Below are 24,566 nucleotides of genomic sequence, written 5' to 3' on the forward strand. Positions count from 1 at the left end.
TCCGCACGAGTGACCTGCTGGCGTTGGAGTATGGCGTGATCCGAACGTGACGCAACGGCACGTCGGGCTCGGGCGGCGTTTGTTAGGGGCCGCTATCGATCTCCGCTTTCGAGTAAGCAAGGCTGTTCCTCAACGACCTATTTGGGCGCACAGCTGTCGTCCGCGAAGCATGCGGGAGTGACTGGACCGGGTGGATCCTTCCGGTTCCCATCCATCCTGACAGCTCGACGGGCTCGCGGGTCTGTGATGCGTAATGCCCGGCAGGACAGCAACGCCATCCAACCCGAACCCGAACGCCAACTCGTGTATAGCGCGCGAAGGCGATGGGAGCGTCAGTCGATGTGGCGGGCGGATCTGCATGGCGGCATGTTCAGCGTTTGGAGTAGGTGCTGAAAGGCAGGTTTACAGTGTTTTCATCCTTTAATGGCTGGGAAATGGCGGCGCCGCCCATCGACGTCCCGACGTTCGGATCACCGTTCACGCGCAATCGAAAGATCCTACCGGACCTCAAGGGCAGAATTTTCTGCTGACGAGGCGAGGAATACGGCCGGTATAGCGACTGAGCCGGGCCTATCATTGCTCACGACGGAAACAGATCCCCGCCAAAAAAGGACGAAGCGCATGACCACTTTCCGCCCGAAATACATCACCTTCGACTGCCACGGCACGCTGATCAACTTTCAGATGGCGGAGGCGGCACGCGATCTTTACGGCGACCGCATGAGCGAGCAGAAAATGCTGCAGTTCATCGCAGACTTCTCCGCATACCGGCTCGATGAGGTCATGGCCGACTGGAAGCCCTATGCGGAGGTGGTCCATAACGCACTGGCGAGAACCTGCAAACACAACGGCATCGCCTTCAAGGACGAAGATGCCCAGATGGTATACGAACGCGTTCCCACCTGGGGGCCGCATCCGGACGTTCCGGCCGGTCTTGCCAAGGTCGCCAAGGAGATTCCGCTGGTCATTTTGTCAAATGCAATGAACTCGCAGATCATGTCCAACGTCGAGAAGCTCGGCGCGCCGTTCCACAAGGTCTATACCGCCGAACAGGCACAGGCCTACAAGCCGCACTTCCGGGCCTTCGAATACATGCTCGACATGCTTGGCTGCGGTCCGGAGGACATTCTGCATTGCTCCTCCTCCTTCCGCTACGATCTGATGTCGGCTCATGACCTCGGGATCAAAAACAAGGTGTGGGTCAATCGCGGTCACGAACCGGCCAATCCCTATTACGGCTATACCGAGATCGCCAACATCTCGGAACTGCCGGGCGTTGTCGGGCTCTGAAAGTCTCTCTTCCGCGGCCGATAACGACACTCGGTTTGCCGGGTGTCGCGGGCCGATGGAGGGCCTCGCGATGGCGCCGTGTTCGGCAGCGGCATCACGGTCCCGCGCGGGCGAGGTAATGCCAAAGCGGGGACCGAGACAATCGTGCTGGAGGCGGGGAGAGTGGTTCCGGCGGCTTCAGCAACAAACGCCCGACCTTTTATCGAGGCTGGGCGCCGCGGACTGAATGCCATCTCGACGGTCGCATTTCGGATGAGCATGCCGCCGGGCTCCAAACAGTGCGAGGGTCTCAATCTTGGGTGCTTGTAACGATGCGGTTCCAGACTGCGAGGGTCATCTCGACGGCACACTGTCGGCCGGTGGGCCTTTCACCGAGGCATATTTTGGGGCCGCTGCCGCTATTCTGGCGACAAAGCCAAGCCCCGGAGAAGCACGAGCGTCGGGTGAGCTGCTACTACGCCACTACGGTTTGACGGGAACGATCATGGTCCTGTCCTCGGAAGTTGAGTGTACGGCGGACGTCACCCTGGTGAACGGCGATCGGTTGATTCTCAAAACGTTATCGCGGCCGGAAGGAAGAGACAGTTTCCGCTTCCAGGTTGCGGCCCTCGCAGGGCTGGAAGGCGCTTCCGGTTTTGCAGCACCTCATATCGTGCGTACCAGCGGTGGTGCGCTGATGTTCGAAGAGGAGGAGATTTGCGGCTACCTGCAGACCCGACTTTCGGGGCTGCCGCTGCACCAGGCGAACGCAACTCCGGACGTCCTTTACCGGGTCGGGCGGGCGCTTGGCAAACTCGGTTTGGCTCTCGAGCCTCTGAAGTTGCCCGCCATGCACCGCCCGATCCTTTGGCATGTCGGATGCTGGCCGAGGCTAATGGAGCTGGCCGAGCATCTGCCGGCAGGGTCCGTCGCAGATTCCGTCCGTCTCGCCATGGGCAATTATGTCGAGCGTATCGAGCCGCAACTATGCGACGTAGCATGGCAGGTCACGCACAATGACCCCAGCCCGTTCAACACGCTCCTGACCGATAATGGTGTTGCGTTCATCGATTTCGGCGACGGCTGCTGGGGCCCAAGGATCCAGGATCTCGCGATTGCGGCAAGCCACGTGGTGACGGAGCCGTCTTTGGCTCTCGGCGGCGCAGAAAATCTCATCGCCGGTTATGCTTCGGTGCTTCCGCTTTCCGCGCTCGAGGCAAAACTGCTCGTCGGGCTGATGAAGGCGCGGCAAAGCGCCCTTATCCTGATCAACCACTGGCGAGCCGGGCTGTTTCCGGCCGAGGCAGCCTATATCAAGAAGAACGTGGCCCGAGCCGAACGCGGGCTCGCTATTCTATCGGCGATAGGCGTCGAAGAGGCGGAGATGGCTGTGCGTCGCGCGGTGCCTTAGCCCGGATTTGCCGGAGGCGCTCCAAGCGTTTCGTCACTCGCCTTGGTAATCAGCACGGTAACTCGCGACCATTTCGCGGATGAAACCCAAGCAGGATCAAAGCTATGTCCACAGATCTCATGCCCAACCGCTTTACCCCCGGGGAAGCCACAATTCCCCCCCGCGAATCCGAGTTGATCGCCCGCCGCGACAGCGTACTGGGAGCCTCCTACAGGCTCCAATACCGCCGACCGGTCCATTTCGTTCGGGGCGAGGGTATGTGGCTCTACGACCCCGACGGACGTCGCTATCTGGATTTCTACAACAATGTGCCCTCCCTCGGGCATTGCAATCCAGAGATCAACGCGGCCATGGCGGAACAGGCCGGCCGAATCAGCGCAAATACCCGCTACCTCGAACCGAGGCTCGTCGACTATGCCGAACGGCTCGTGGCCACCTTTCCCCATGAGTTGAACCGCGTCGTCTTTACCTGCACGGGTAGCGAATCGAACGATCTGGCGCTCCGGATCGCCCGACTGAACAGCGGCAGCGAGGGCGTGATCGTCTCTTCCCATGCCTATCACGGCACCAGCGCGGCCACGGCGATGGTGTCGCCCAATCTCGGCGACGCCGTCAAGCTCAGTCCTGCCGTGCGGATGGTGTCGCTGCACGGGCCCGCGGGCGTGCCGGACGGGCAAGCTGCGGCGTTCTTTGAAGAACAGGTTCGCTCCGCTATCGCCGATTTGAATCGGCGTGGGATTGGCGTCGCGGCGCTGCTCATCGACAGTATTTTCTCCAGCGACGGCGTCTGGGTGGATCCGCCTGGCTTCATCGCCGGCGGAGTCAAGGCGGTGCGGGAGGCGGGAGGCGTCGTGATCGCCGATGAAGTGCAACCGGGATTCGGACGCACGGGGACACACATGTGGGGTTTCGAGCGGCACGACATCGTTCCGGACCTCGTCACCCTCGGTAAGCCGATGGGCAATGGGTTTCCCATCGGCGCGGTCGTCGGCCGCAAAGCACCGATGGATCGCTTTGGCGCTACTGCACGGTACTCGAACACCTTCGGCGGTAATACCGTCGGAATCGCGGCGGCTGACGCCGTCCTGGCAATCTTGCATAGGGATCGAATCCCCGAGCATGCGCTAGCCATGAGTGAGCGCCTGAGGTCGGGGCTGGAGCATCTTGCCAAGCTGCATCCCGGTATTCGCGGCGTTCGAAATGCCGGGCTGTTCTTCGGCATCGACATCGGGTTGGATGGAACGGGCGAGGCCGGCCGGCGTGCCATGGCATTGGATATCGTAAACCTGATGCGCGAGGATGGCGTTCTTATCAGCACGACGGGCGCCAACGAGGATACGCTGAAGGTGCGCCCCCCACTGGTTTGCCTGGCGGAGCATGTGGATCGCTTCCTCGAAGCCATGGATTGCGCGCTCAAGAAGGCCGTCTGAGCAAGCGTGACACCAACTGCCTCGGCAGCCGAATAGCCTCGCGCCATTTTTATCAGCGAAAGCCAAATCCATGAAACTCGACCGGATCGACATCAAGATCCTGCAGGTGCTGCAGCAGAATGGCCGCATGACCAATGTGGAGCTTTCGGAGGTGGTGAATCTATCGCCGAGCCCCTGCCTCATGCGCGTGAAGAAGCTACGGTCGGAGGGCTATATCGAGGGCTATTCGGCGCAGATCAATATCGCCAAGCTGGGGCAGACGCTGACGGTGTTCACCGAGGTCACGCTGAAGAACCACCGGCAGACCGATTTTGCACGCTTCCTTGCCGCCGTCGAGAAGATCGATCAATTGATCCAATGCCATGTGGTCTCCGGCGGCTACGACTACCTCCTGAAATTCGTGACCGGCGGGATCGGCGAATATCAGGAGATCATGGAACGGCTGGTCGAGTTGGACGTCGGCATCGATAAATATTTCAGCTTCGTCGTGCTGAAATCGCCAATCGTGAAGGGGCACCTGCCGCTGACGGACCTGTTTCGGCCATAGAATCTCGTCAACACTTTTTCCCTTAATCGAGGTCGATTAAAGGAGACATGCAGTAGCGCCCTGGCCAAGGCTGCATTTTCCGTTACTGATCGATTAACGTTTTCGCCTGGTTCTTCATGGAAGTGATCGCCAGGAGCTGATGCGTCAAGCCTGGAACGCTTGCAGGGAAGCGGCCTTCCAGAGCGGCGGTGCCGACCGTGAAGCCGGCGGCGCGGCCGCTGACGACGGCATGGATGCGTTCGGCGCGGTCGATCGAACCTGCGATGATGACGGGCTTGGCGACGGCGTCGCAGACGGCCCGGATGAGGTTTGCGACATCGACGTCGGCGCGATAGGCAAGGAGATCGAGGCCGTGGACTCCCTCGCGGCCGGCAAGGTCTTTTGCGCTTGCAACTATCTCCGTCGTGGACCCCTCCAGAACGCTGGGATGGCCCGCGATGCGGCCGGGGAAGGGGTAGTAGCGGATACCACTTCCTCTAAGGAGGGGAAGGACGTCGTCGACATGGGTGCCGCCAAGCAGATAGTCCACGCCGAGAGTGAGGGCGGCCCGCACCGAGGCGATTTCGCTGGCGCGGTCGAGTGAAACCACTTCGAGATAACTCTTCGCGCCCGCGGCCCGGATTTCCCGGTTAAGCTCGGAGAGCTTTTCGAAGGGCAGGCCGATATCCTTGAAGCCGATTTGTCGGACACCCGCAGAAAGCACCGAGGGAAGCTGCGCCAGAGCATCCGGGATCGTCCGGTCGTTGCGGGTCAGCATGAAGATGAAATCGATGGGGGTCATGTCAATCCTCCTGGTCGTACGATGCCTTCGCCAGTCGGTGGGCGTAGTCGATCGCTGTTTCGAGACTTCTCGGATCGGCAATGCCACGGCCGGCGATATCGAAGGCGGTGCCGTGGTCGGGGCTTGTGCGCACGAAGGGCAGGCCGAGCGTGATGTTCACGCCCTTCTCCAGTCCGAGATATTTGACCGGGATCAGCCCCTGGTCGTGATACTGCGCGACGACCACATCGAAGCGGCCGTTTCGCGCCTGCATGAAAACCGTATCGCCGGGCCAGGGGCCGCTGGCGTCTATGCCTTCCGCGCGGGCTGCCGCGATGGCGGGCGCGATGATGCGGACTTCCTCATCTCCGAAGAGCCCCCCTTCACCCGCATGCGGGTTGAGCCCCGCAACGGCGATGCGCGGACGGGCGATTCCCAAAGCACGACCCCCTTGGTGGGCGAGGCGTATCGCGGACATCTGTGCCGGAAAATCGGCCTGTCGGATCGCGTCTGCCAGCGAACAGTGGATCGTCACGAGAACGGAGCGAATATCGTCATTGGCGAGCATCATCGCCACGCGCCCCGCGCCACCTTTTGCTGCGAGGATTTCCGTGTGGCCGGGGTATGGAAGCCCCGCAGCGGCGAGCCCCTCCTTGTGGATCGGCGCCGTCACGATGCCGGCGACTTTGCCCGTCCTGGCGAGTTCGATCCCCGCAACGATGGCATCATATGCCATGCGGCCGCTGATAGCGCTCACCTTGCCGATTGCAGGTGGGGTTTCGACGCGGGACGCGGCGAGGATATTCAGGGCGCCATCCGGCTTCGCGTCGGCGACGTCATGGATCTCGTTCAGGTGCAGACCGCCGCCGAGGCTGGCGATGGCCTTCGCCATCACGACCGGATCGCCGACGACGGCACTGCGACGGAGGTCGGTGCGGGCAAGCATTGTCTTTGCCACGATCTCCGGCCCGATGCCGGAGGGATCGCCCATGGTGACGGCGAGCGGCGGCAGGGAGGTGCTCATGCGGGTTCCTTTCCAATCCGGCAAATGGTGTCGGCGGCATTGCGCAGCGTCATGTCGGAACCAAAGCCGCCTGCTTTCATGGCGAGCAGCATCATGCGTCCATCGGCAAGGCGAGCGCAGCCGAGGGGAAAACCGGGCTCGAGTTCGCGGATCAAATCGAAGGCGTGAATGGTGAGCCGTTCCAAAAGGGCTTGCATCGTTTCTCCACCCGTTGCGACGATGGCGTCGTAGCGATGCCGGGACAAAGCGATCTCAGCCTCGTCCACCAGAGTGGCGAGAGCCTTCGCCGGGTCGCTGGTTCGGATGTGTGGTGTACGGATGCAGACGATAGAAGCTGTCTCGTCGAGATCCGCCGCACGCAGTGCGACCGAAGCGCCTGTCGCAGCCAACCTCTCGCACTGCGAACGGCTGACCTGGTTTGCGCTGCCGACAAGCACGAGAACACGGTCCGGCGTGGCTTCAGGCGTGAAGATGTCCTGGCCTTCGCGCCGTTCGACCACCGTGGCCAGCGCCTCCGCCATGCCCGGCGAGCCGACCCAAAGCACTGGGCCGTGTTTCTGGATCTCCGCAATCCGGCGATTCAGCATCCCCTGATCGCATGCATCGACGATGACCACCGGAGCGTCGCCAATGGTCTTGCCGATCTCGCTGTCCTCGGCGCGGGCGGAAATTCTGGCGATCCGGCCAAGGCTGGGCTCTATCAAGTCTTCGATGCGCGAGGTATGGGCGGGATGGACAGGGTCGCGGCTATACGCCGTTTGTGCAACCGGTTCTCCATGCAGCAGTTGAATGCCGTCGATCGTCGTGCGCCCCGCAGCGGGAAAAGCAGGTGCGACGACCAGACGTGGCCGGCCGCTGGCCTGGAATGCGGAGGCGACTTCAACGCGGATATGGCCACGCAGGGTGGAGTCAATCGTCTTATAGAGGAACGGTCTGCCTGCAAGCGTGGTTACCGCCTGGCACGTCACATACGCGGCATCGGTTTCATCGAGCGTGCGGCTGCCGGTATCGATGGAGACGAGACTGGCATGGGTATCGAGCGATCCCACCCTGCAGATGCGAGCGACATAGCCGCGTTCCAGGAAAGCGACTGCCCCGTCCGCCGCGCTTGTTAGGTCGTCTGCGACGACGCCGATGTGTTTGATTTGGTCAATGGTTTCTGCCATGACCTCAAGCTATTCTCAAATTTTCGAGAGGAAAATCGATATGATTTCACGCGTACTGGTGATACATTGTCACCAATGAAGCGTTCAGATATTCCTTCCCTCGATGATCTGCGTGCCTTTGAGGTCGTTGCGCGCCTGGGTTCCGTGCGTGCGGCCGCGTCTGAGTTGAACTTGACGCACGGAGCGGTCAGCCGGCGCGTTTCGAAACTTTCCGAACACCTCGATATCCGTTTGCTGGAACCCGATGGGCGCGGCCTAAGGCTGACGGGAGAGGGCACGCGCCTCGCGCAGGCGACGACGAATGCGCTGGCGCTCGTTGCGTCAGCGCTGGAGGATATTCGCAAAGTCGACGTGTCACCGCCGATCGTCGTTTCCTGCGAGCGGTCGGTCGCCATGCGCTGGCTGATCCCGCGGCTCTCGGAGTTCCAGGATCGCCATCCCGAGATCGACCTTCACCTTTCCGTGGGTGGTGGGGGCTTCGATTTTGCGCGCGATCGTATCACGCTCGCGATCCGCAGGCTGGATTTCGCGATCGATACGAGCTGGCATGTCGAACGGTTGATCGAAGAGCAAGTCGGTCCCGTCATGCACCCCGCCATGACGGATCGGTTCGCGGCCGGTGATTATATCGCGCTTGCAGCAAAGACCCGGCCGGATGGCTGGCAGAAGTGGTCCGCCGCCCAGCCGGACGCACCGAAGCCGCGCTCGACGCGCTTTCTTGACCATCATTTTCTGATGGCGGAGGCCGCAGCCGGCGGTCTGGGTGTGGCCATGTGCCCAAAGATCATTGCCATCGACGACATCCGCAAAGGCCGCCTCACTGCGCCACTCGGCTTTCAGCCTGATGGCTCACATTACGGCATCATTCGTTCGGCGCTGGCGAAGAAGACGGCTGGGGTCGAGCAATTCGTGTCTTGGCTTCGCGCGACCATTCAAGAAGATTTCAATGCGGCGTCTTGACCGGCGTTGCGGGCTCATCGATCAAGATTGGTCCAGGTCGCGCAAAGAAGTCCTTTTCAGTTTAAGAGGCCATTCCTGACGGAGACGTGACGACGCAACAACACCTTTCCATACAAGATCGCTGTCAGCTGCTCACGTAACCGGGCCAAGTATATTTGCTCTCGCTTCGACAATGTGGTCGTACATCTTTCGCTCGGCTTCTCTGCTGTCCCGATCGTTGATCGCGTCAAGAATGGTCTGATGCTTGGCGATGTAGGCCTGCATGCGCTCAGGGGTCAGTGAATGCTCTTTCATTTTTCCCCAGAGATTTCCCGTCCGCACGGCGTGAATGCCTTCATAGAGCGAGGCGAGAAGACCATTGCGGGCGGCTGCGACGATGATGCGGTGAAAGACAGCATCCCATTTCTCGAATTCGGCCAGGCTTTCCGCCGCGCTGCCCCGATCGATCGATTTCTGCATCTCATCGATCTCCTGCCTCGTCGCCCGCAATGCCGCCAAGGCGGCGATCTTGGGTTCTATTATAAGCCGAGCTTCGAAAACCTCCGCCGGATAGGTGCGCAAGGTGTCTCCCGCACTGCTTGGCGTTCGGCGAAGGGCCGCCGAGCTTACGCCGCTGCCGGCGATAAACGTTCCCCTGCCGACATGCCTGATAAGCCGACCTTCCTTCTCCAGCGAAGCGAGCATCCGTCGAAGTGCGGTACGGGGAAGCCCGAGTTTCAGCGCCAGGTCGCGCTCAGGAGGCAAGCGATCGCCGGGTTCCAGACCTTCCGCCTCGATGAAGTCTTTCAATACGACGCTCATGAGCCCTCTCCAAAATAATTGTCGCAACCAAATTGATCTATATTGACACCAATAGCAAGACCAATCTTATATTGATCGCGTGTTAAGCGCTGATTGGTAGCGAATGGCGCTGACCCACAGGGAATGCGTGCTGAGCACTGCTGGCAGAACTATCGTCGGATGGCAGCACGCAGAGAGCAGCGACTAAGATCGCAACGTGACGGCTCCGTTGAAATGGGAGGAATCTCAATGGCCGCTAGAACAGAGGCTGTTTCTGGACACGAAGCAGCGCTTTCGGTGCGTGGCCTGACGGTCGACCTGCCGAAAGGTATGGAACGGGCCCATGCCGTCGAGAACATTTCGTTTGATCTCAAGCGGGGTCAGATCCTCTGTATCATTGGCGAGTCCGGTTCGGGCAAGTCGGTTACGGCAAACACGATCATGGGGCTCTTGCCGAAGCTGATCCCCGTCTCGTCCGGTGCCATTCATCTTGACGGCACTGCCATCATCGGCGCATCGCCGAAGACGCTGCGGGATCTGCGCGGTCGTGTCGTCTCGATGATTTTCCAGGATCCGCTCTCGGCGCTCAACCCGTTGATGACGGTTGGCGAGCAGATCACCGAAGTCCTGATGGCGCATGGTGTGGGCACGAAGGCGTCGCGGCGTGACCGTGCGATCGAACTGCTGACCGAAGTCGGGCTGCCCGATCCGGAGCTCATGTACTACCAGTACCCGTTCCGGCTGTCGGGCGGGCAACGCCAGCGTGTGATGATCGCCATGGCGCTCGCCCTCGAACCTGCGGTCCTGATCGCGGACGAACCAACCACAGCGCTCGACGTCACCACGCAGGCGCAGATCCTCAAGCTGATCCGTGACATTCAGCGCCGAAAGGGCATGAGCGTCATGTTCATCACCCACGACTTCGGTGTCGTGGCCGAGATCGCCGACAGTGTCGTGGTCATGGAGAAGGGTCGCATCGTCGAACAAGGCAGCGCCGAGCAGGTTCTGAAATCCCCCTCACATCCCTATACCCAGCGCCTGATCGCGGCCGTCCCGCATCTTACGGGCAAGGATCGTGCACCCCAGGAAGCGGCCGGCAAGGAGACGATTCTGAAGGTCGAGGGACTGGCGAAGACCTATCGTAGCGGTAGTACCCTGTTCGGCAGCCAGCGCATCGTGCCTGCGGTGAAGGATGTTTCGTTTGAACTCGCGGCAGGGCGCACGCTGGGCGTTGTCGGCGAAAGCGGCTCCGGAAAGTCGTCGCTGGGAAGGCTTCTGATCAAGCTTCTGGATAGTGACGGCGGAGAAATTCTGTTTCAGGGCCGCGACATCGCCAAGCTTTCCGAGCCCGAATTTCGGTCGCTGCGGCCGCAGATCCAGATGATCTTCCAGGATCCTTTCGCGTCGTTGAATCCGCGTTCGACCATTGGACAGATACTGACCGTCGGTCCCGTCGCGCATGGCATGCCGTATCACCAGGCGCGTGAGGAAGCACGGGCGTTGCTCGCCCATGTCGGTCTCGATGCCGGCGCCTTCGGCCGCTACCCGCACGAGTTTTCCGGTGGGCAACGCCAGCGCATCGGCATTGCCCGGGCCCTGATGTTCAAGCCCAAGCTGCTGGTCGCCGACGAGGCCGTCTCCGCCCTCGACGTGTCGATCCAGGCTCAGATCCTCAAGCTGCTCGACCAGATCCAGCGGGAGACCGGGGTATCGATGATCTTCATCACCCATGATCTGCGCGTCGCCAGCCAGATCTGCGACGAAATCGCGGTGATGCAGAAAGGGCGGATCGTCGAGCACGGCCCGCCGTCCCAAATCTTTCTCGACCCGCAATCGGCCTACACGCGTGAGCTGGTGGCCGCAATCCCCGGGGAGCGACCGAGGGACACTCGACCAATTGCCGTTAACTCGTGAGAGCTACGGCCGAAGTACCACTAGGGAGGAAATATCATGACGAAAGATTCCACACCGAAATCGGGCTATTCGCGACGCGACGCGCTCCGCCTCATGGCAGCGGGTGGCCTTGCCTGCTTTGCCGCACCCAACCTGCTCGGCAAGCCTGCCTTTGCCGATACCGCCAACCCGACCGGCCGTGTCGTCGTCGGGCTTTCGCAAGAACCCACCGTCTTCCATCCGCTGATGGCGCATATCGAGGTCGACGACGCGGTCCATTTCTCTGTCTTCGACGCCCTCTTCCGGATGGATCCGAAGGGTGTTCTCCAGCCCAATCTTGCCGCCGAAGTGCCTACCCAGCAGAACGGCGGCATTTCGGAGGACGGCCTGAACTGGCGTATCCGCCTGCGTGACGACGTTCGCTGGCACGACGGCGAGCCCTTCACCGCCGAGGATGTGAAGTTCACTCTCGAGCTGATCACCAATCCGAACTTCCGCGCGTGGCGCACCGGTGGGCATTCGCTGGTTCGCGATATTACGGTGGTCTCGCCGACCGAACTCACCTGGCGCATGGAGGAGGTTTTCGCCCCATACCTGTCGTTCCTCGCCGAAACCTTCATGGTGCCCAAGCACATTCTCGAAAAAGAGGCCGATCCAAACACCGCCGCCTTCAACCAGGCGCCAGTCGGCACCGGTGCCTTCAAGTGGGCGCAGCGCGTTGCCGGCGACCATCTCGAACTCGTCGCGAACCCTGAATATTTCGGCGACGGCCCCTATATCGAGCGGCTGATCTTCAAGTACATTCCCGACATGACGGTGCTCTATACTCAGTTCAAGAGCGGCGACATCGACCTTACAGACCAGGCGTACATCACCGCCGACCACTACGAGGAAGCCAAGACATTGCCGGGCCGTGTGGTGACACTGCAGCCGGGGGCTTCGCTCGAGTCAATCTTTCTCAATCTCGAGAAGCCGCAATTCAAGGACCCGGCTGTCCGCCAGGCGCTCTATGCCGCAATCGACCGAAACGCCATTAACGACGCGATCTATTACGGCGTCAACACGCTCACCGAGACGTTCATGCCGAAGGCGTCATATTATCACAATCCCAAACTGCCTGCGCAGGAGTTCAACCTCGACCGGGCTCGCAAAATCCTCGATGAGGCCGGCTGGGTTCCGGGACCGGATGGGATACGTGCCAAGGACGGAGTCCGACTTTCGTTCGCCAATTCGACAACTTCGGGTAACAATCTGCGCGAACAGGTGCAGCAGTTTTTGCAGCAGACATTTGCGGAAATCGGCGTCGAGATGACCATCTCGAACATGCCGGCGGCCGTCATGTGGGGCGATTTCTGGCTCAAGTCGCAGTTCGACTCGGCGATGGCGGGTGTCACCTATCTCATCGCGGCGGACCCGGACGCCACCAACCGCCTCCACACCAGCGCCATTGGCGCGAAGGGCGGGAAGGGCTCGAACACCGCCCAATATTCCAACCCGGAAGTCGATGCGCTGCTCGAAAAAGGTGCCCGCACCTTTGATCCGGAGGCACGTCGCGAGATCTACTACCGCGTGCAGGAGATCGTCCGCGAGGACCTGCCGTTCCTGCCGCTGTTTGCCCCAACCAATGTGGTCGGGCGCAAGGAGGGTCTCGAGGGCTGGGAGCCCAATTCCAACACCCGCACGGCTTCCTGGCATGCCGCCGGATGGCGTTGGCAGAGCTGACCTACGCGTGGCATACGCCGCCGCCGCTTCAGGCGGCGGCCATTCTTTGACGCTGTCATGAAGGAGGAGAGCCAATGCGCGGCTTCCTGCTCAATCGCCTTTCACAGAGCCTCGTCCTGCTCCTGATCGTTTCGGTCATCGGGTTCGTCGTCCTCAACCTCCTTCCGGGCGGCCCGCTGGCGCAGTTCGGGCTCGATCCCAGCATGACCCAGGACGATCTCAATCGCCTGAAGGAGCAGTTGGGGCTCAACCGTCCGCTGTGGATGCAATATCTGGACTGGGCCTGGCGCCTTGTCCAGGGTGACTGGGGTCACTCCTTCCGTGACGGCGCTCCCGTGCTGGACGTGATTGGCCGCCACCTTGTTGCGACGCTGTTGTTGATGGGGTCCTCCACCGTCATCGCCATCGCCATCGGCACCTGGATCGGCATCCGCGGCGCCACGCACCGCTATTCGGCTTTCGACTATCTGGCGACGGTCGGTGCGATGGTGGCCTTGTCGATCCCGACCTTCTGGTTCGGGCTGATCGGCATCTATGTGTTTTCGCTGCAGCTCGGCTGGCTGCCGGCGGGCAACATGTACACGATCGGCGACGGCTCGGCCCTGAACTATCTTCATCACCTGATCATGCCGAGCATTGTGCTGGCGCTGGTCCATGTCGCCATCTGGAGCCGCTACATGCGCACGGCGACGCTCGATGTCATCAGCCAGGATTTCGTCAAGACGGCACGCGCCAAGGGGCTGAGCGAGCGGCGGATTTTGATGAAACATGTCGTCGGCAATGCGCTGCTGCCAATGATCACACTGGCCGGAATGCAGCTTCCGAGCGTCCTGACCGGCGCTCTGGTCACCGAGACGGTGTTCACCTGGCCGGGAATGGGCCGGCTGTTCCTCGATAGTCTCGGCTACAGCGACTACCCCGTGGTGATGGGGCTGCTGATGTTCTCGGCAATCCTCGTCGTGCTCTGCAACCTGATCGCCGACATCGTCGTCGCTATCATCGATCCCCGAATCCGTCTGAGCTAAGCGCCTCATGGACGCTCAACAGGAGGCCACCATAATGACCGCCATTGTCGCAAATTCAGCCCAGGACCGTTGGTGGAACAGCCGGACGGCGCGCCGCTTCATGAGCCACCATCTGGCCCTGATCGGGATGGTGATGATCGCCGTCCTGACGCTCGCATGCGTCCTGGGGCCCCACCTGCTGCCCTATGATTCACTCTATATCGACCTGCGCGCCCGCTTCGCTCCGCCGCTGATCGGCGACCATTATCTCGGCACAGATCCGCTCGGCCGGGACCTAGCGGCGCGGCTCTTCATGGCGGGGCGGGTTTCCCTGCTGGTCGGCTTCTCCGCGATGCTCTTGTCGACGCTGATCGGAACCCTCGTGGGCGTGATTGCCGGCTACCGGGGCGGCTGGATCGGTACGACGCTGATGCGCACGGTGGATGGGTTCCTGTCGTTTCCGTCGATTTTCCTAGTACTGGCGCTTGCCGCAGCGCTGAAACCCAGCCCGATGATGATTACGGTTGTCATCGCTGCCACGAGCTGGATGGAGGTTGCCCGGATCGTCGAGGCCGAGGTTCGCTCCCTTCGCGAGCGGGAATTCGTCCAGGCCGGTCGTATGTTGGGCTTGAGCGGAACCCATATCATGTTCCGCGAAATCCTTCCCAATGCCATGGGTCCGATCATCGTCGCGGCCACTTTGACCGTCGCCCGCGCGATCCTCATGGAGGCCTATATCAGCTTCCTCGGCTATGGAATTCAGCCGCCGCTGCCCAGTTGGGGAAACATGCTGAACGGCGCGCAACAGTATCTGGGTAGCGCCCCCTGGTTGGCGATCATTCCAGGTGCCGCCATTACCATCGCCGTAACCAGCTTCAACTTCATCGGCGACGGGCTCAGGGATGCGCTCGATGTTCGCGGCGATCACAACTGAGGAAATAAGCACTCGGGCGGGTCGCGGCAGCCTGGAGAAAGGCACACCCGCTTGTAAATGGGTTCAGTCTACCGCGGCTACTGCATCGATGAGCGTGGTCACCTCTCTCTTGCAGCAATCCGAAGAGCCTTGGCGGCAACGATGAGAAGTTAAGCTCATGGAAGCATTCAGAATTGCAGACAAGAACACGCCGTACTGGTGGGAAGAGGCACCTGTCAAACCGCTGCCGCGGCAGCCGCTGGCCAAGAAGCTAGATGTGGCGATCATCGGCGCCGGATACGCGGGGCTATCGGCCGGCCTGGTTCTGGCGCGCGAGGGCCGTTCGGTGGCAGCCTTCGATGCGATGAAGCCGGGCGAGGGGGCCTCGACGCGCAACGGCGGAATCACCAGCGGAAGCATTCGGCCGGACTTCGCCACGATTGCCCGGCGCTTCGGCGAAGAGAAGGCGCTGGCCATCGAGGCCGAAGGCAAGATCGCCCGCGAATTCCTCTATGACTTCATCCGGACCGAAGGACTCGCGTGCGACTTTCAGCTGGTTGGTCAATTCAAGGGCGTAATCGGATATGACGATTACGAGAAGACGGCCCGTGGCGCCGAAGTACTGGCGAAGAGATTGGGGATCGAGGCCCACGCGGTGCCGTTTTCCGAACAACGCAATTACATTGGGACGGATTTCTATCGCGGCGGCATGGTGCGGATGGATATCGGTGGGCTGCACCCGGCCAAGTTCCACGCCGAGCTCCTGCGGGTGGCGCTGGCTTCGGGACTGACCGTCCATGCAGGTACGCGCGTGACTTCGGTAGAGAGGGATGGCTCGGAGTTCCGGGTCGTGACTTCGGCCGGAACGGTTCAAGCGCGGCAGGTCCTGGTCTGCACAAATGGCTATACCGACGGTGCGGTTCCCTTCCTGCGCCGCCGGCTGGTCCCGGTGCGCAGCCGTATCATAACCACCGAGGAACTTGCGCCTGAAGTAATGGCGCGGCTGATGCCAAAACGGATGATGATGATCGAGGGCCGGCAGCTGGGTTTCTATTATCGCCCGACACCGGACGGCAAGCGCATCCTGCTCGGCGGTCGCGACAGTTCTCGCGCAGGCGATCCGGCCGCGCCGAAGTTGTTTCTGCGCCGGGGCCTGGTCAATCTTTTCCCAGAGCTGGAGAACGTGCGCCTGTCGCACAGCTGGTTTGGCAATGTGGCGATGCACCGCGACATGCTGCCTCGCATCTTCGAGAATGACGGCGTGGTCTATGCGACGGGTTTCTGCGGTTCGGGGGTAGTCTGGGCGCCCTGGATCGGAATGCATGCGGCTCACAAGCTGCTGGGACATGCCGAGCAATCGCGCACAGCTTTCGACTTCCGTCCGCCTGCGTTCATCCCCCTTTACCGTGGCAATCCTTGGTTCATGCCGGCCATCATCCAAGGCTATCGGATGCAGGACCGCATCGCCCTATACCGCGCCCGCCGATAGAGCTTAACCGTTTGAGGACCCCAGTGCTCCTACGGGGGCGCTGTTCGAGAAACGCATACACGATTGCAGAGGAATACATAGATCATGTCGGTCGAGGTCCAGAAAGTCCGTAACAGTACCTCTTTTCCAACCCAGGTGGATGTCGTCGTCATCGGGGCAGGGATCGTCGGTACATGCACGGCCTATGAACTCTCCCACCAAGGGGTCTCCGTTGCTCTGCTCGAAAAGGGCATCGTTGGCGGCGAACAGTCAAGCCGCAACTGGGGATGGGTTCGTCAGCAGAACCGCGATCTCCATGAGCTTGCCCTTGCCATGTACAGTCTGCGACGCTGGGAGGAATTGAGCACCGAGATCGGCCGCGATCTCGGGTTCCGTCGAAGCGGGATTCTTTACTGCACCAGGAGTGAGGCGGATATCGCCAGGTGGGAGAAGTGGGGGAAGGCCGCACGCATTCAGGGATTTCAGAGCCAAATACTCACTGCTTCAGAGGCCAACGAGCGGGCCTCGGGCGGCACGTCCTTGTGGGTCGGCGGCGTCTGGTCTCCGACCGACGGGAGGGCTGAGCCCAGCCTTGCCGTGCCAGCCATCGCCGAGGCCGCCAAGGAAAACGGCGTATCGCTCCATCAGAACTGCGCCGTTCGCGGTCTCGACGTTACGAATGGCCGGGTAACCGGGGTGTGGACGGAGCGGGGAATTGTAAAAGCGAGCACCGTTGTTTGCGCCGGCGGGGCATGGGCTTCCCGCTTTTCTCATCGCTATGGAATCGAACTTCCGGTCGCCAACATCGCCGGGACGGCGATCAAGACAACGCCGGCGCCCGAAATCGTTCAAGCGGGGTGCCTATCGGCTTCGAACTTCGTGTTGCGGCGTCGGATTGACGGCTCCTACACCATTGCCGTACCCGGACGCGGTACGCTCGATATCACGCCGCGCGGAATGCGATATGCATTCAAGTTCTACGAGATGTATCGCAGCAAGATCGGCAAGAAACTCAAATACCGCCTCAACGGCAGCTTCTGGAATGGCCCCGATGCCTTCGGCAACTGGGAGAACGACGAGATCTCGCCGTTTGAGAAGAGCCGCATTCTGGATCCGGCGCCCGATGCCGAACTCGTCAAGCTCGCGGTGAAGAACCTTGAAAGCGAATACCCTGCGCTTAAAGGGATCGGGGTCGAGCGTGCCTGGGGCGGGCTCATCGATACCTCTCCGGACCTAGTGCCGGTTATTTCGCGAGTGGAGGAACTTCCCGGCTACGTAATCGCAGCGGGCTTCAGCGGACACGGTTTCGCGATCGGACCGGGGGCTGGCCGGCTGGTGAGCGAGATCGTCTTGAATAAGGAGCCACTGACCGACATCTCGCCTTACAGGCTGAGCCGGTTCAGCGATGGCTCGGCGATCCGAAGACCGGAAATGATGTAGCCGTTAGATCGGCTGCCGTTTGGAACCCAATGGATTATTGTCACCGAGCCTCGCCCACTGACGAGACTCCCACCGCTCATGCAAGGTCGTGGCAACAATCGGGTGGTTGCACATGAAACTGGACAGAATTGACATCAAGATCCTCTCCGAGCTCCAGAAGAACGGACGCATGACTTATGTCGAGCTCGCTGAGCTGGTTAACCTATCCGCCACCCCTTGCCTCGTGCGCGTGAAGAAGCTGCAGTCGGAAGGCTATATCGGCGGCTATTCTGCGCTGATCAACATGGGAAAGCTCGGCCAGGTTCTGACCGTCTTTGCAGAGATAACCCTGAGGAACCATCGCCAGGCCGACATCGCCCGCTTCATGTCAGCCATCCAGAATATAGAGCAGGTTATCGAATGCCACATCGTCTCGGGCGACTACGACTATCTCGTCAAGTTTGTGGCGAACAGCATAGGAGAATACCAGTCGCTGATGGAGCGGCTGGTAGAAATGGACGTCGGAATCGAGAAATACTTCAGCTTCGTCGTCCTTAAATCGCCGATAACGAAGTACCACATGCCGCTGGCGAGCCTGTTCGACCTTTAGTGGGCCGTGGCTGGGCTAAACAGCTCAGAGGCTAGCGCAGGTCCGGAAGGCGAAACAGCCGCAGTGCCGAGCCAGCAGAGCTGTCTACGCTGATCGAAACAGAACTTAAAATTCGGCAAGGTCGATTGGCTATGCAAAGCCGGTCTTCACTCTGTCCATTATCACCATTGTCTGAAATCCTCTGATATCCGGGTTCTCATAGAAGAACTTGCGCGTGAAGATTTCGTAGTCTTCCATGCTTTCGTGCCGTTACGCTCAAACGAAGTCCGACTCGCCGGTCACATAATAGCCGTTCATGACCTCCGGTGTTTGGCGGACGGATTGCTTGAAGCGGTACACTGTGTCGGCGCGTTCCCGCTCCAAGGACACAAGCACCAGCATGGCGATCGGCCGACCGATCATCTTCGGCTCCACAATCGAGACATCCGACTCGATGACCCCTGCTCCCTCAGGCGTTTCACACGCCTCTACACGGCCGTTGGCGACAGCCCCACATGTTGACCAAGTTCCTCATAGCTGTGCCGGTTGTTTGTCTGCAAAACACCAGCGGGCGGAATCGACAATCCTGCGGGCGAGCTTGCGGCGTCCCTCGGACTGCGTCGCGCCTTCGGTCCGACCAAACATCACCCCTTCGGACGCGGCGCAGTCAAGGGGCCATGACGGCGCAGGGGCTGTTTGGTGCGACAGAGGCGATTGTTATTCCGACAATCAATTGCGGATCGATGACGCCTCTCACGTCGAGCCCTCAGCGATCTCGCGCACTGCCGCGATGGCCTCATCGACAGCGGCGCGGTTCACATCGAGATGGGTGACCCAGCGCATTCGCCCACCGGGCCAGAAGCTCGCCGCGATGCCGAGCTCACGTAGCGCCTCGGACAGCCGGGTCGCCAGATCGGGCGCGAGCTCGACAAAGACCACGTTGGACTGCGGCGGAGTCACCTTCAACCCCTCGATTCCCGCAAATGCCTGCGCGAGCACCTGAGCATTGGCGTGATCTTCGACCAGCCGGTCGACATGATGGTCGAGCGCGTACAGCCCCGCCGCTGCGATTATTCCTGCCTGCCGCATCCCTCCGCCGAGCATCTTGCGCCACCGGCGGGCGCGCGCGATCAAGATGGAATCCCCGACCAGCACCGATCCGAGCGGCGCACCGAGTCCCTTCGACAGGCACAGCGACACGCTGTCGTAGCCTTCGGCCAGGCACCCGACGTCAACGCCAAGCGCCGCGGCCGCGTTGAACAGCCGCGCACCATCGAGATGGGTGGCGAGCTTCCGCTCCCGCGCAAAGTCGGCAACCTCGGCCAGATGATCGCGCGGCAGGACACGTCCGGCGAACGTGTTCTCGATGGTCACCAGTCGCGTGATCGCAAAATGCGGATCGTCGTCCTTCACCGCGGCGTGAAGGTCCTCGAGGGGGATCGTGCCGTCGGCGCGCACCGGCAAGGGCTGGGGCTGGACCGAGCCCAGCACCGCAGCGCCTCCGGCTTCCCACAAATAGGTATGAGCTCCGGTTGCGCAGAGGAATTCCTCGCCGCGCTGGCAATGGCTCATTATCGCAGCGAGATTGGACATTGTGCCGGTTGGCACGAACAGTCCCGCTTCCTTGCCGAGCATTGCGGCAAGTCGGGCCTCGAGCGCCTTGACCGTGGGGTCGTCGCCGAGGACATCGTCGCCCACCTCGGCGGCAGCCATTGCCGCACGCATCCCCAGGGTCGGACGAGTGACCGTATCGGAACGGAAATCAAGGCGGATGACAGGGGTTTGCATAGTCCAGGTCCATTGATGAGGCTTTCTTGCTGATACAGCCAAACGACCCGGCCGGACTATCGAATTTTGCTGACGGCTTTTGGTGATGCAGTATCACCGATAAGGCGATCAATATTTCCTCGATTGATGGTTGGCGCGACGGTTTATTATTACCGAGGACTGATAGCGAGGCGCATGCATTCCGGTCGGGTCATGCTTTAGTCGACGGGCCTAGTGTTTCGTGGGGGTAGGGCGTTCATGAGCGTCGCAAATTATTGCCGCAACCAATTTGATCTATATTGACACCAATTGCAAAACCAATCTTATATTGATCGCGTGAAAAACCTGATTGGTAGCGAAGGTGCTGAACGTGAAGCCAACTCCCGCGCAAAAAACAACCCCGCTTGTCTCTCCCGCCTCGGCTGCCGTAGTTCGAGATGCTCCTACACAACTGCTTATTGGCGGCGATTGGGTTTCTGCAAAAGAAGACCGCACCTTTGAAGTGGTCGATCCCTCGACCGGAGATGTAATCGCCACCGTTTCCGATGGCGACATCGCCGATGGAATATCTGCGGTCGACGCAGCGGAAAAAGCGTCCGAGGCTTGGAAAGCAACCCCGCCGCGGCGTCGTTCGGACGTTTTGATGAAGTGTTTTCACCTCGTGCTCGAACAGGCGGAATGGCTCGCGCAACTGATCACCGTGGAAAACGGCAAGGCACTCGCGGACGCCAGGTCGGAGGTCGCCTACGCGGCCGAGTTTTTCCGCTGGTATGCGGAAGAAGCTGTACGGGCACCGGGCGAATTCGGACCTGCACCTTCAGGCGCCAATCAGATCATCGTCAACCATGAACCGATTGGTATCGCCGTATTGGTGACGCCCTGGAACTTTCCGGCAGCGATGGCGACCCGAAAAATCGCTCCCGCATTGGCCGCGGGCTGTACGTGCATCCTGAAGCCCGCAGCGGAGACCCCGCTTACGGCGCTGGCGATCGGCGAAATTATGCGCCAGGCAGGCGTTCCGGCCGGCGTGGTCAACATCGTGACAACGAAGAAGGCCGCCCCCGTGGTCAGCGCCATGCTGCATGACAAGCGGGTACGGAAGCTGTCGTTCACCGGCTCGACAGGTGTCGGCCGGACACTGCTCCGCGAGGCTGCGGACCAGGTCGTCAGTTGCTCCATGGAACTCGGCGGCAATGCGCCTTTCATTTTATTCGACGATGCCGATCTGGAGACCGCCGTCGCCGGCGCGATGGTTGCCAAGATGCGCAATGGCGGCGAGGCATGTACGGCCGCGAACCGCTTCTATGTGCAGAAGGGTATTCTGGCGGACTTTACGCGGCGCTTCGCGGAAGAGATGGCGGCACTCAAGGTCGGACCAGGACTGGCCGCGGAGACGCAGCTTGGGCCACTGATCACCGAGGCCGCTGTCGCCAAGGTGGAACGCCTGGTGGACGACGCCGTTGCGAAGGGAGCCCGACTGGTTACCGGCGGCAGCCGGTGGAACGGCGACGGCTTCTACTATCAGCCCACCGTACTGGCCGACGTTTCTCCCGACGCCGAGATCCTCCGCGAGGAAATCTTCGGACCGGTGGCGCCAGTCATCGCCTTCGAAACTGAGGACGAGGTCGTCCGGATCGCCAACGACACCGAATACGGGCTGGTGTCCTATGTGTTCAGCGGCGACCTCAAACGTGCGCTTGCGGTCGCCGGACGGCTGGAAAGTGGCATGGTCGGTATCAACCGGGGCGTAGTCTCCGACGCTGCCGCACCATTCGGCGGCACGAAGCAGAGCGGCCTCGGCCGCGAGGGAAGCCATCACGGCATGCTCGAATATCTCGAAACGAAATACATCGCCGCAAGCTGGTAGGCGCCCGGACCGCTTCGTGCTGCTACCGTTATCGACAATCTCGTAGCAAGGCCGGGGCCGGCTCGCGTGCATCTCGCCTAACCACAGCGAGGATTTGCTTTCACTCAGGTAAAATTGGAGAATCAGATGTCACTACTCAAAACCATCGACCCGAATCCTTCGTTCGAGCCGAAGCACGCGACCCCCGCGCCGGATCGCCTTATCGCGGGTGCACCCGCCTTCAAAACCTGGGCGCAGGACAGCGACAAAGAGGGCAAGGTGAATACCGGCATCTGGGAGGCCACTCCCGGCGAGACGCACTCCATCAAGGGCGAAACCTTTGAGTTCTGCCATATCCTGCAGGGCGTGGTCGAGTTGACCGAGAAGGGTAAGGAACCGGTCATTTATCGCGCAGGCGACAGCTTCGTGATGAAACCCGGCTATGTCGGGGTCTGGAAAACGATCGAGACGGTACGGAAGATCTACGTCACGGTCACTTAATCGTTGCACCAAAGAGACCGTTCCGACCACATTATTTCCGATTTTTACGGCGGCGACGGGGGGACCTGGCAGGGGAGGTCTGCCGGGTCGGCAAGGCCAAAATGCTTGGGCGGATTGTTCGTCCAAGCATCCGCTAAACCCAGCTCGTGCTTCCAGCAGTATCCCCTGGAGAGATGCAGTCAGCCGTCGCGCTTCTTTGACGGCTCCAGAATCAAGGTGGGCGAAATTTGATCGTGTCGGATAAGATGACGCGCGTGTGAGGTCCGTGCGTCAGATTTCGACTTGATCGCCTGAGCGAGGAGCCCGCATCGTCACCCGTTCGCCAGCGACGCGGGCGCTAACTCGGATATGAACCGGTATGCAAAGCTTGTCAGCAGCAGAGCGTGCAGACCAAGCCTGCCAAGGCAGGGCGCATCCTATATATACCTGAAGAAGGGCCGATATTTCAGTGGGGTGTGGTGAGCCGCAATGGAAAGCGCTCAAGCAGTTCCGACGGGCCCGAACCTGAGAAGCTGATGCAAACCCAGGCAAGAGTAGACGCCTGGGCGGATCACGGTGGAGATGCCGTAGGTGGCAGAGACCTTCACCACGTTATTGGACTGATAAACGACGCCGGTTACGCGTCGAAGAAACATGGAAGCAAGGCATGCATCTGTTCGCACGCAAGGACCTCGAGGAAGCCGCCACACTCGTCTATCGACATATGTCACCCACTCCGCAATATGCGTGGCCGCAGATTTCGGAAAAGGCAGGGTCCGTGGTCTGGATCAAGCACGAGAACCATACGCCGGCCGGCGCTTTCAAGGTCCGCGGCGGGATCACCTTCATGGAGTGGCTCCGCCGCAGCGGTCGTCCGACCAGAGGGATCGTCACGGCAACGCGCGGCAATCATGGCCAGAGCCAGGCCCGTGCCGCGCGGGCAGCCGGTCTTGCCGCCAAGATCGTGGTCCCGCACGGCAATTCCGTCGAGAAGAACGCAGGCATGCGGAGCTTCGGCGGCGAGGTTATCGAGTACGGCCGCGACTTTGACGAGGCCCGTGCCGAAGCCCGGCGCCTTGCCGCCGAAACCGGTCTCTTCCTTGTACCGCCCTTTCATGAGGAGATCGTCCGGGGTGTCGCGACCTACGGCTTGGAACTCTTTACCGCGGTGCCCGATCTCGACGCCGTCTATGTGCCGATCGGCTGCGGTTCGGGGATTTGCGGCGTCATCGCCGCGCGCGAGGCCCTGGGCCTGAAGACGGAAGTGATCGGCGTCGTTTCGGCGCACGCGCCTGCGGCGAAGCTCTCCTTCGAGGCCGGACGGCTGATCGAAACCGAAACGGCGCTGACGTTCGCCGACGGCATGGCCGTGCGCATTCCCGTCGAAGACGCTTTCGCAATCTACTCGAAGGGCGCCTCGCGGATCGTCGCCGTCAGCGACGAGGAGGTCGCCGAAGCGATGCGCCTCATCTACCGCGCCACCCACAACGTCGCCGAGGGTGCCGGCGCCGCGCCGCTCGCTGCGCTCCTCCAGGACGGCGCTGCCATGCGCGGCAAAAAGGTCGGACTAATCCTCAGCGGCGCAAATGTGGACGCCGAGATCTTCCAGAAAGTACTGGGTGGGGAGACACCACCGGTGGCGACGGCAAGCAAGTGACAGTCGGCGGCACGAGAGCTTCAGGCAGAGTTTTCACTATGGCTATCTCGTCGAAGTCGATGCGATAGCCGTCATACATCCGTTTCTATCGCATTTACTCAGGCAAGGAAGGAGAACTAAAACCATCGACCCGAATCCATCGTTTTAACCGAAGCACGAAGCACGCGACCCCCGCGCCGGATCGCGGGTGCATCCGCCTTCAAGACCTGGGCGCAGGACAGCGACAAAGAGGGCACGGTGAACACCGGCGTCTGGGAGGCCACTCCCGGCGAGACGCACTCCATCAAGGACGAGACTTTTGAATTCTGCCATATCCTGCAGGGCGTGGTCGAACTGACAGAGAAGGGTAAGGAACCGGTCATTCATCGCGCAGGCGACAGCTTTGTGATGCAACCCGGCTATGTCGGGGTCCGGAAAACGATCAAGACGGTGTGGAAATTCTAACACGGTCTCTTATCGTT

Annotated in this window: 20 protein-coding genes and 2 pseudogenes; 16 read left to right on the plus strand and 6 right to left on the minus strand. The window is 60.9% G+C overall.

The features are described 5' to 3' along the window. Positions 1–621 precede the first annotated feature (621 nt). From EKH55_RS20515 to EKH55_RS20530, 4 genes are all read left to right on the plus strand, one after another. Positions 622–1,290, plus strand: a complete 669-nt coding sequence (locus EKH55_RS20515) for a haloacid dehalogenase type II (RefSeq protein WP_151612860.1) — start codon at positions 622–624, stop codon at positions 1,288–1,290. Positions 1,291–1,774: 484 nt separating this feature from the next. Beyond that, positions 1,775–2,680 carry a phosphotransferase enzyme family protein gene (locus EKH55_RS20520; RefSeq protein ID WP_246231960.1) on the plus strand — a complete coding sequence of 302 codons (906 nt, stop codon included), beginning with the start codon at positions 1,775–1,777 and terminating at the stop codon, positions 2,678–2,680. Between the two features lie 104 nt (positions 2,681–2,784). Next, positions 2,785–4,110, plus strand: coding sequence for an aspartate aminotransferase family protein (locus EKH55_RS20525; RefSeq protein ID WP_151612864.1), 1,326 nt, complete (start codon positions 2,785–2,787; stop codon positions 4,108–4,110). 70 nt (positions 4,111–4,180) lie between these two features. Continuing rightward, complete coding sequence (locus EKH55_RS20530; RefSeq protein ID WP_151612866.1) at positions 4,181–4,657, plus strand: Lrp/AsnC family transcriptional regulator; 477 nt, start codon at positions 4,181–4,183, stop codon at positions 4,655–4,657. A gap of 82 nt (positions 4,658–4,739) precedes the next feature. Here EKH55_RS20530 and EKH55_RS20535 read toward each other — a convergent pair whose 3' ends face one another. Genes EKH55_RS20535 through EKH55_RS20545 form a run of 3 tightly spaced genes read right to left on the minus strand, consistent with a single transcriptional unit; the run spans position 4,740 to position 7,607 of the window. Next, a complete protein-coding gene (locus EKH55_RS20535; protein WP_151612867.1) occupies positions 4,740–5,438 on the minus strand; it encodes a 4-hydroxythreonine-4-phosphate dehydrogenase in 699 nt (232 codons plus the stop codon). Position 5,439: 1 nt separating this feature from the next. Next, a complete protein-coding gene (gene pdxA / locus EKH55_RS20540; RefSeq protein WP_151612868.1) occupies positions 5,440–6,441 on the minus strand; it encodes a 4-hydroxythreonine-4-phosphate dehydrogenase PdxA in 1,002 nt (333 codons plus the stop codon). After that, positions 6,438–7,607, minus strand: coding sequence for a four-carbon acid sugar kinase family protein (locus EKH55_RS20545; RefSeq protein ID WP_151612870.1), 1,170 nt, complete (start codon positions 7,605–7,607; stop codon positions 6,438–6,440). The genes pdxA and EKH55_RS20545 overlap by 4 nt, the downstream gene beginning before the upstream one ends. Positions 7,608–7,682: 75 nt before the next feature. On the opposite strand from EKH55_RS20545, the gene EKH55_RS20550 reads away from it, so the two are divergent. Further along, complete coding sequence (locus EKH55_RS20550; RefSeq protein WP_192803851.1) at positions 7,683–8,567, plus strand: LysR substrate-binding domain-containing protein; 885 nt, start codon at positions 7,683–7,685, stop codon at positions 8,565–8,567. A gap of 132 nt (positions 8,568–8,699) precedes the next feature. Here EKH55_RS20550 and EKH55_RS20555 read toward each other — a convergent pair whose 3' ends face one another. Beyond that, positions 8,700–9,368, minus strand: a complete 669-nt coding sequence (locus EKH55_RS20555) for a FadR/GntR family transcriptional regulator (RefSeq protein WP_151612874.1) — start codon at positions 9,366–9,368, stop codon at positions 8,700–8,702. A gap of 228 nt (positions 9,369–9,596) precedes the next feature. On the opposite strand from EKH55_RS20555, the gene EKH55_RS20560 reads away from it, so the two are divergent. The 7 genes from EKH55_RS20560 (at position 9,597) to EKH55_RS20590 (ending at position 18,376) form a co-directional block, all read left to right on the plus strand. Continuing rightward, positions 9,597–11,261 (plus strand): ABC transporter ATP-binding protein, encoded by a 1,665-nt coding sequence (locus EKH55_RS20560; RefSeq protein WP_151612875.1) that lies wholly within the window; start codon positions 9,597–9,599, stop codon positions 11,259–11,261. Between the two features lie 36 nt (positions 11,262–11,297). Continuing rightward, complete coding sequence (locus tag EKH55_RS20565) at positions 11,298–12,962, plus strand: peptide ABC transporter substrate-binding protein (protein ID WP_151612876.1); 1,665 nt, start codon at positions 11,298–11,300, stop codon at positions 12,960–12,962. A gap of 74 nt (positions 12,963–13,036) precedes the next feature. After that, entirely contained in the window at positions 13,037–13,987 is a 951-nt protein-coding gene (locus EKH55_RS20570) for an ABC transporter permease (protein ID WP_151612878.1), read from the plus strand. Positions 13,988–14,021: 34 nt separating this feature from the next. Beyond that, positions 14,022–14,900, plus strand: coding sequence for an ABC transporter permease (locus EKH55_RS20575; protein ID WP_151612880.1), 879 nt, complete (start codon positions 14,022–14,024; stop codon positions 14,898–14,900). A 157-nt stretch (positions 14,901–15,057) separates the two neighbouring features. Then, entirely contained in the window at positions 15,058–16,368 is a 1,311-nt protein-coding gene (locus tag EKH55_RS20580; protein ID WP_151612882.1) for an NAD(P)/FAD-dependent oxidoreductase, read from the plus strand. Between the two features lie 84 nt (positions 16,369–16,452). Next, the gene (locus tag EKH55_RS20585) at positions 16,453–17,787 is read left to right on the plus strand and encodes an NAD(P)/FAD-dependent oxidoreductase (RefSeq protein WP_151612884.1); all 1,335 of its coding nucleotides are present in this window, start codon (positions 16,453–16,455) and stop codon (positions 17,785–17,787) included. 112 nt (positions 17,788–17,899) lie between these two features. After that, entirely contained in the window at positions 17,900–18,376 is a 477-nt protein-coding gene (locus EKH55_RS20590) for an Lrp/AsnC family transcriptional regulator (RefSeq protein WP_151612885.1), read from the plus strand. Between the two features lie 129 nt (positions 18,377–18,505). On the opposite strand, the pseudogene EKH55_RS20595 reads toward EKH55_RS20590, so the two are convergent. Both EKH55_RS20595 and ltaE read right to left on the minus strand, forming a co-directional pair. Continuing rightward, positions 18,506–18,939: pseudogene (locus EKH55_RS20595) on the minus strand (Lrp/AsnC family transcriptional regulator). A gap of 169 nt (positions 18,940–19,108) precedes the next feature. Continuing rightward, the gene (gene ltaE, locus EKH55_RS20605) at positions 19,109–20,068 is read right to left on the minus strand and encodes a low-specificity L-threonine aldolase (protein ID WP_246231964.1); all 960 of its coding nucleotides are present in this window, start codon (positions 20,066–20,068) and stop codon (positions 19,109–19,111) included. 424 nt (positions 20,069–20,492) lie between these two features. Here ltaE and EKH55_RS20610 point away from each other — a divergent pair, with 424 nt between their 5' ends. The 4 genes and pseudogenes from EKH55_RS20610 to EKH55_RS20625 all read left to right on the plus strand — a co-directional run bounded on the left by EKH55_RS20610 (position 20,493) and on the right by EKH55_RS20625 (position 24,549). After that, entirely contained in the window at positions 20,493–21,989 is a 1,497-nt protein-coding gene (locus EKH55_RS20610; protein WP_151612889.1) for an NAD-dependent succinate-semialdehyde dehydrogenase, read from the plus strand. A gap of 126 nt (positions 21,990–22,115) precedes the next feature. Further along, positions 22,116–22,469, plus strand: coding sequence for a cupin domain-containing protein (locus tag EKH55_RS20615; RefSeq protein WP_151612891.1), 354 nt, complete (start codon positions 22,116–22,118; stop codon positions 22,467–22,469). Between the two features lie 646 nt (positions 22,470–23,115). Then, positions 23,116–24,105, plus strand: a complete 990-nt coding sequence (locus EKH55_RS20620; protein ID WP_151612893.1) for a threonine dehydratase — start codon at positions 23,116–23,118, stop codon at positions 24,103–24,105. A 73-nt stretch (positions 24,106–24,178) separates the two neighbouring features. Continuing rightward, positions 24,179–24,549 (plus strand): annotated as a pseudogene (locus EKH55_RS20625) (cupin domain-containing protein). The last annotated feature ends 17 nt before the right edge of the window (positions 24,550–24,566 follow it).

Source organism: Sinorhizobium alkalisoli (assembly GCF_008932245.1).
GTDB classification, from domain to species: domain Bacteria; phylum Pseudomonadota; class Alphaproteobacteria; order Rhizobiales; family Rhizobiaceae; genus Sinorhizobium; species Sinorhizobium alkalisoli.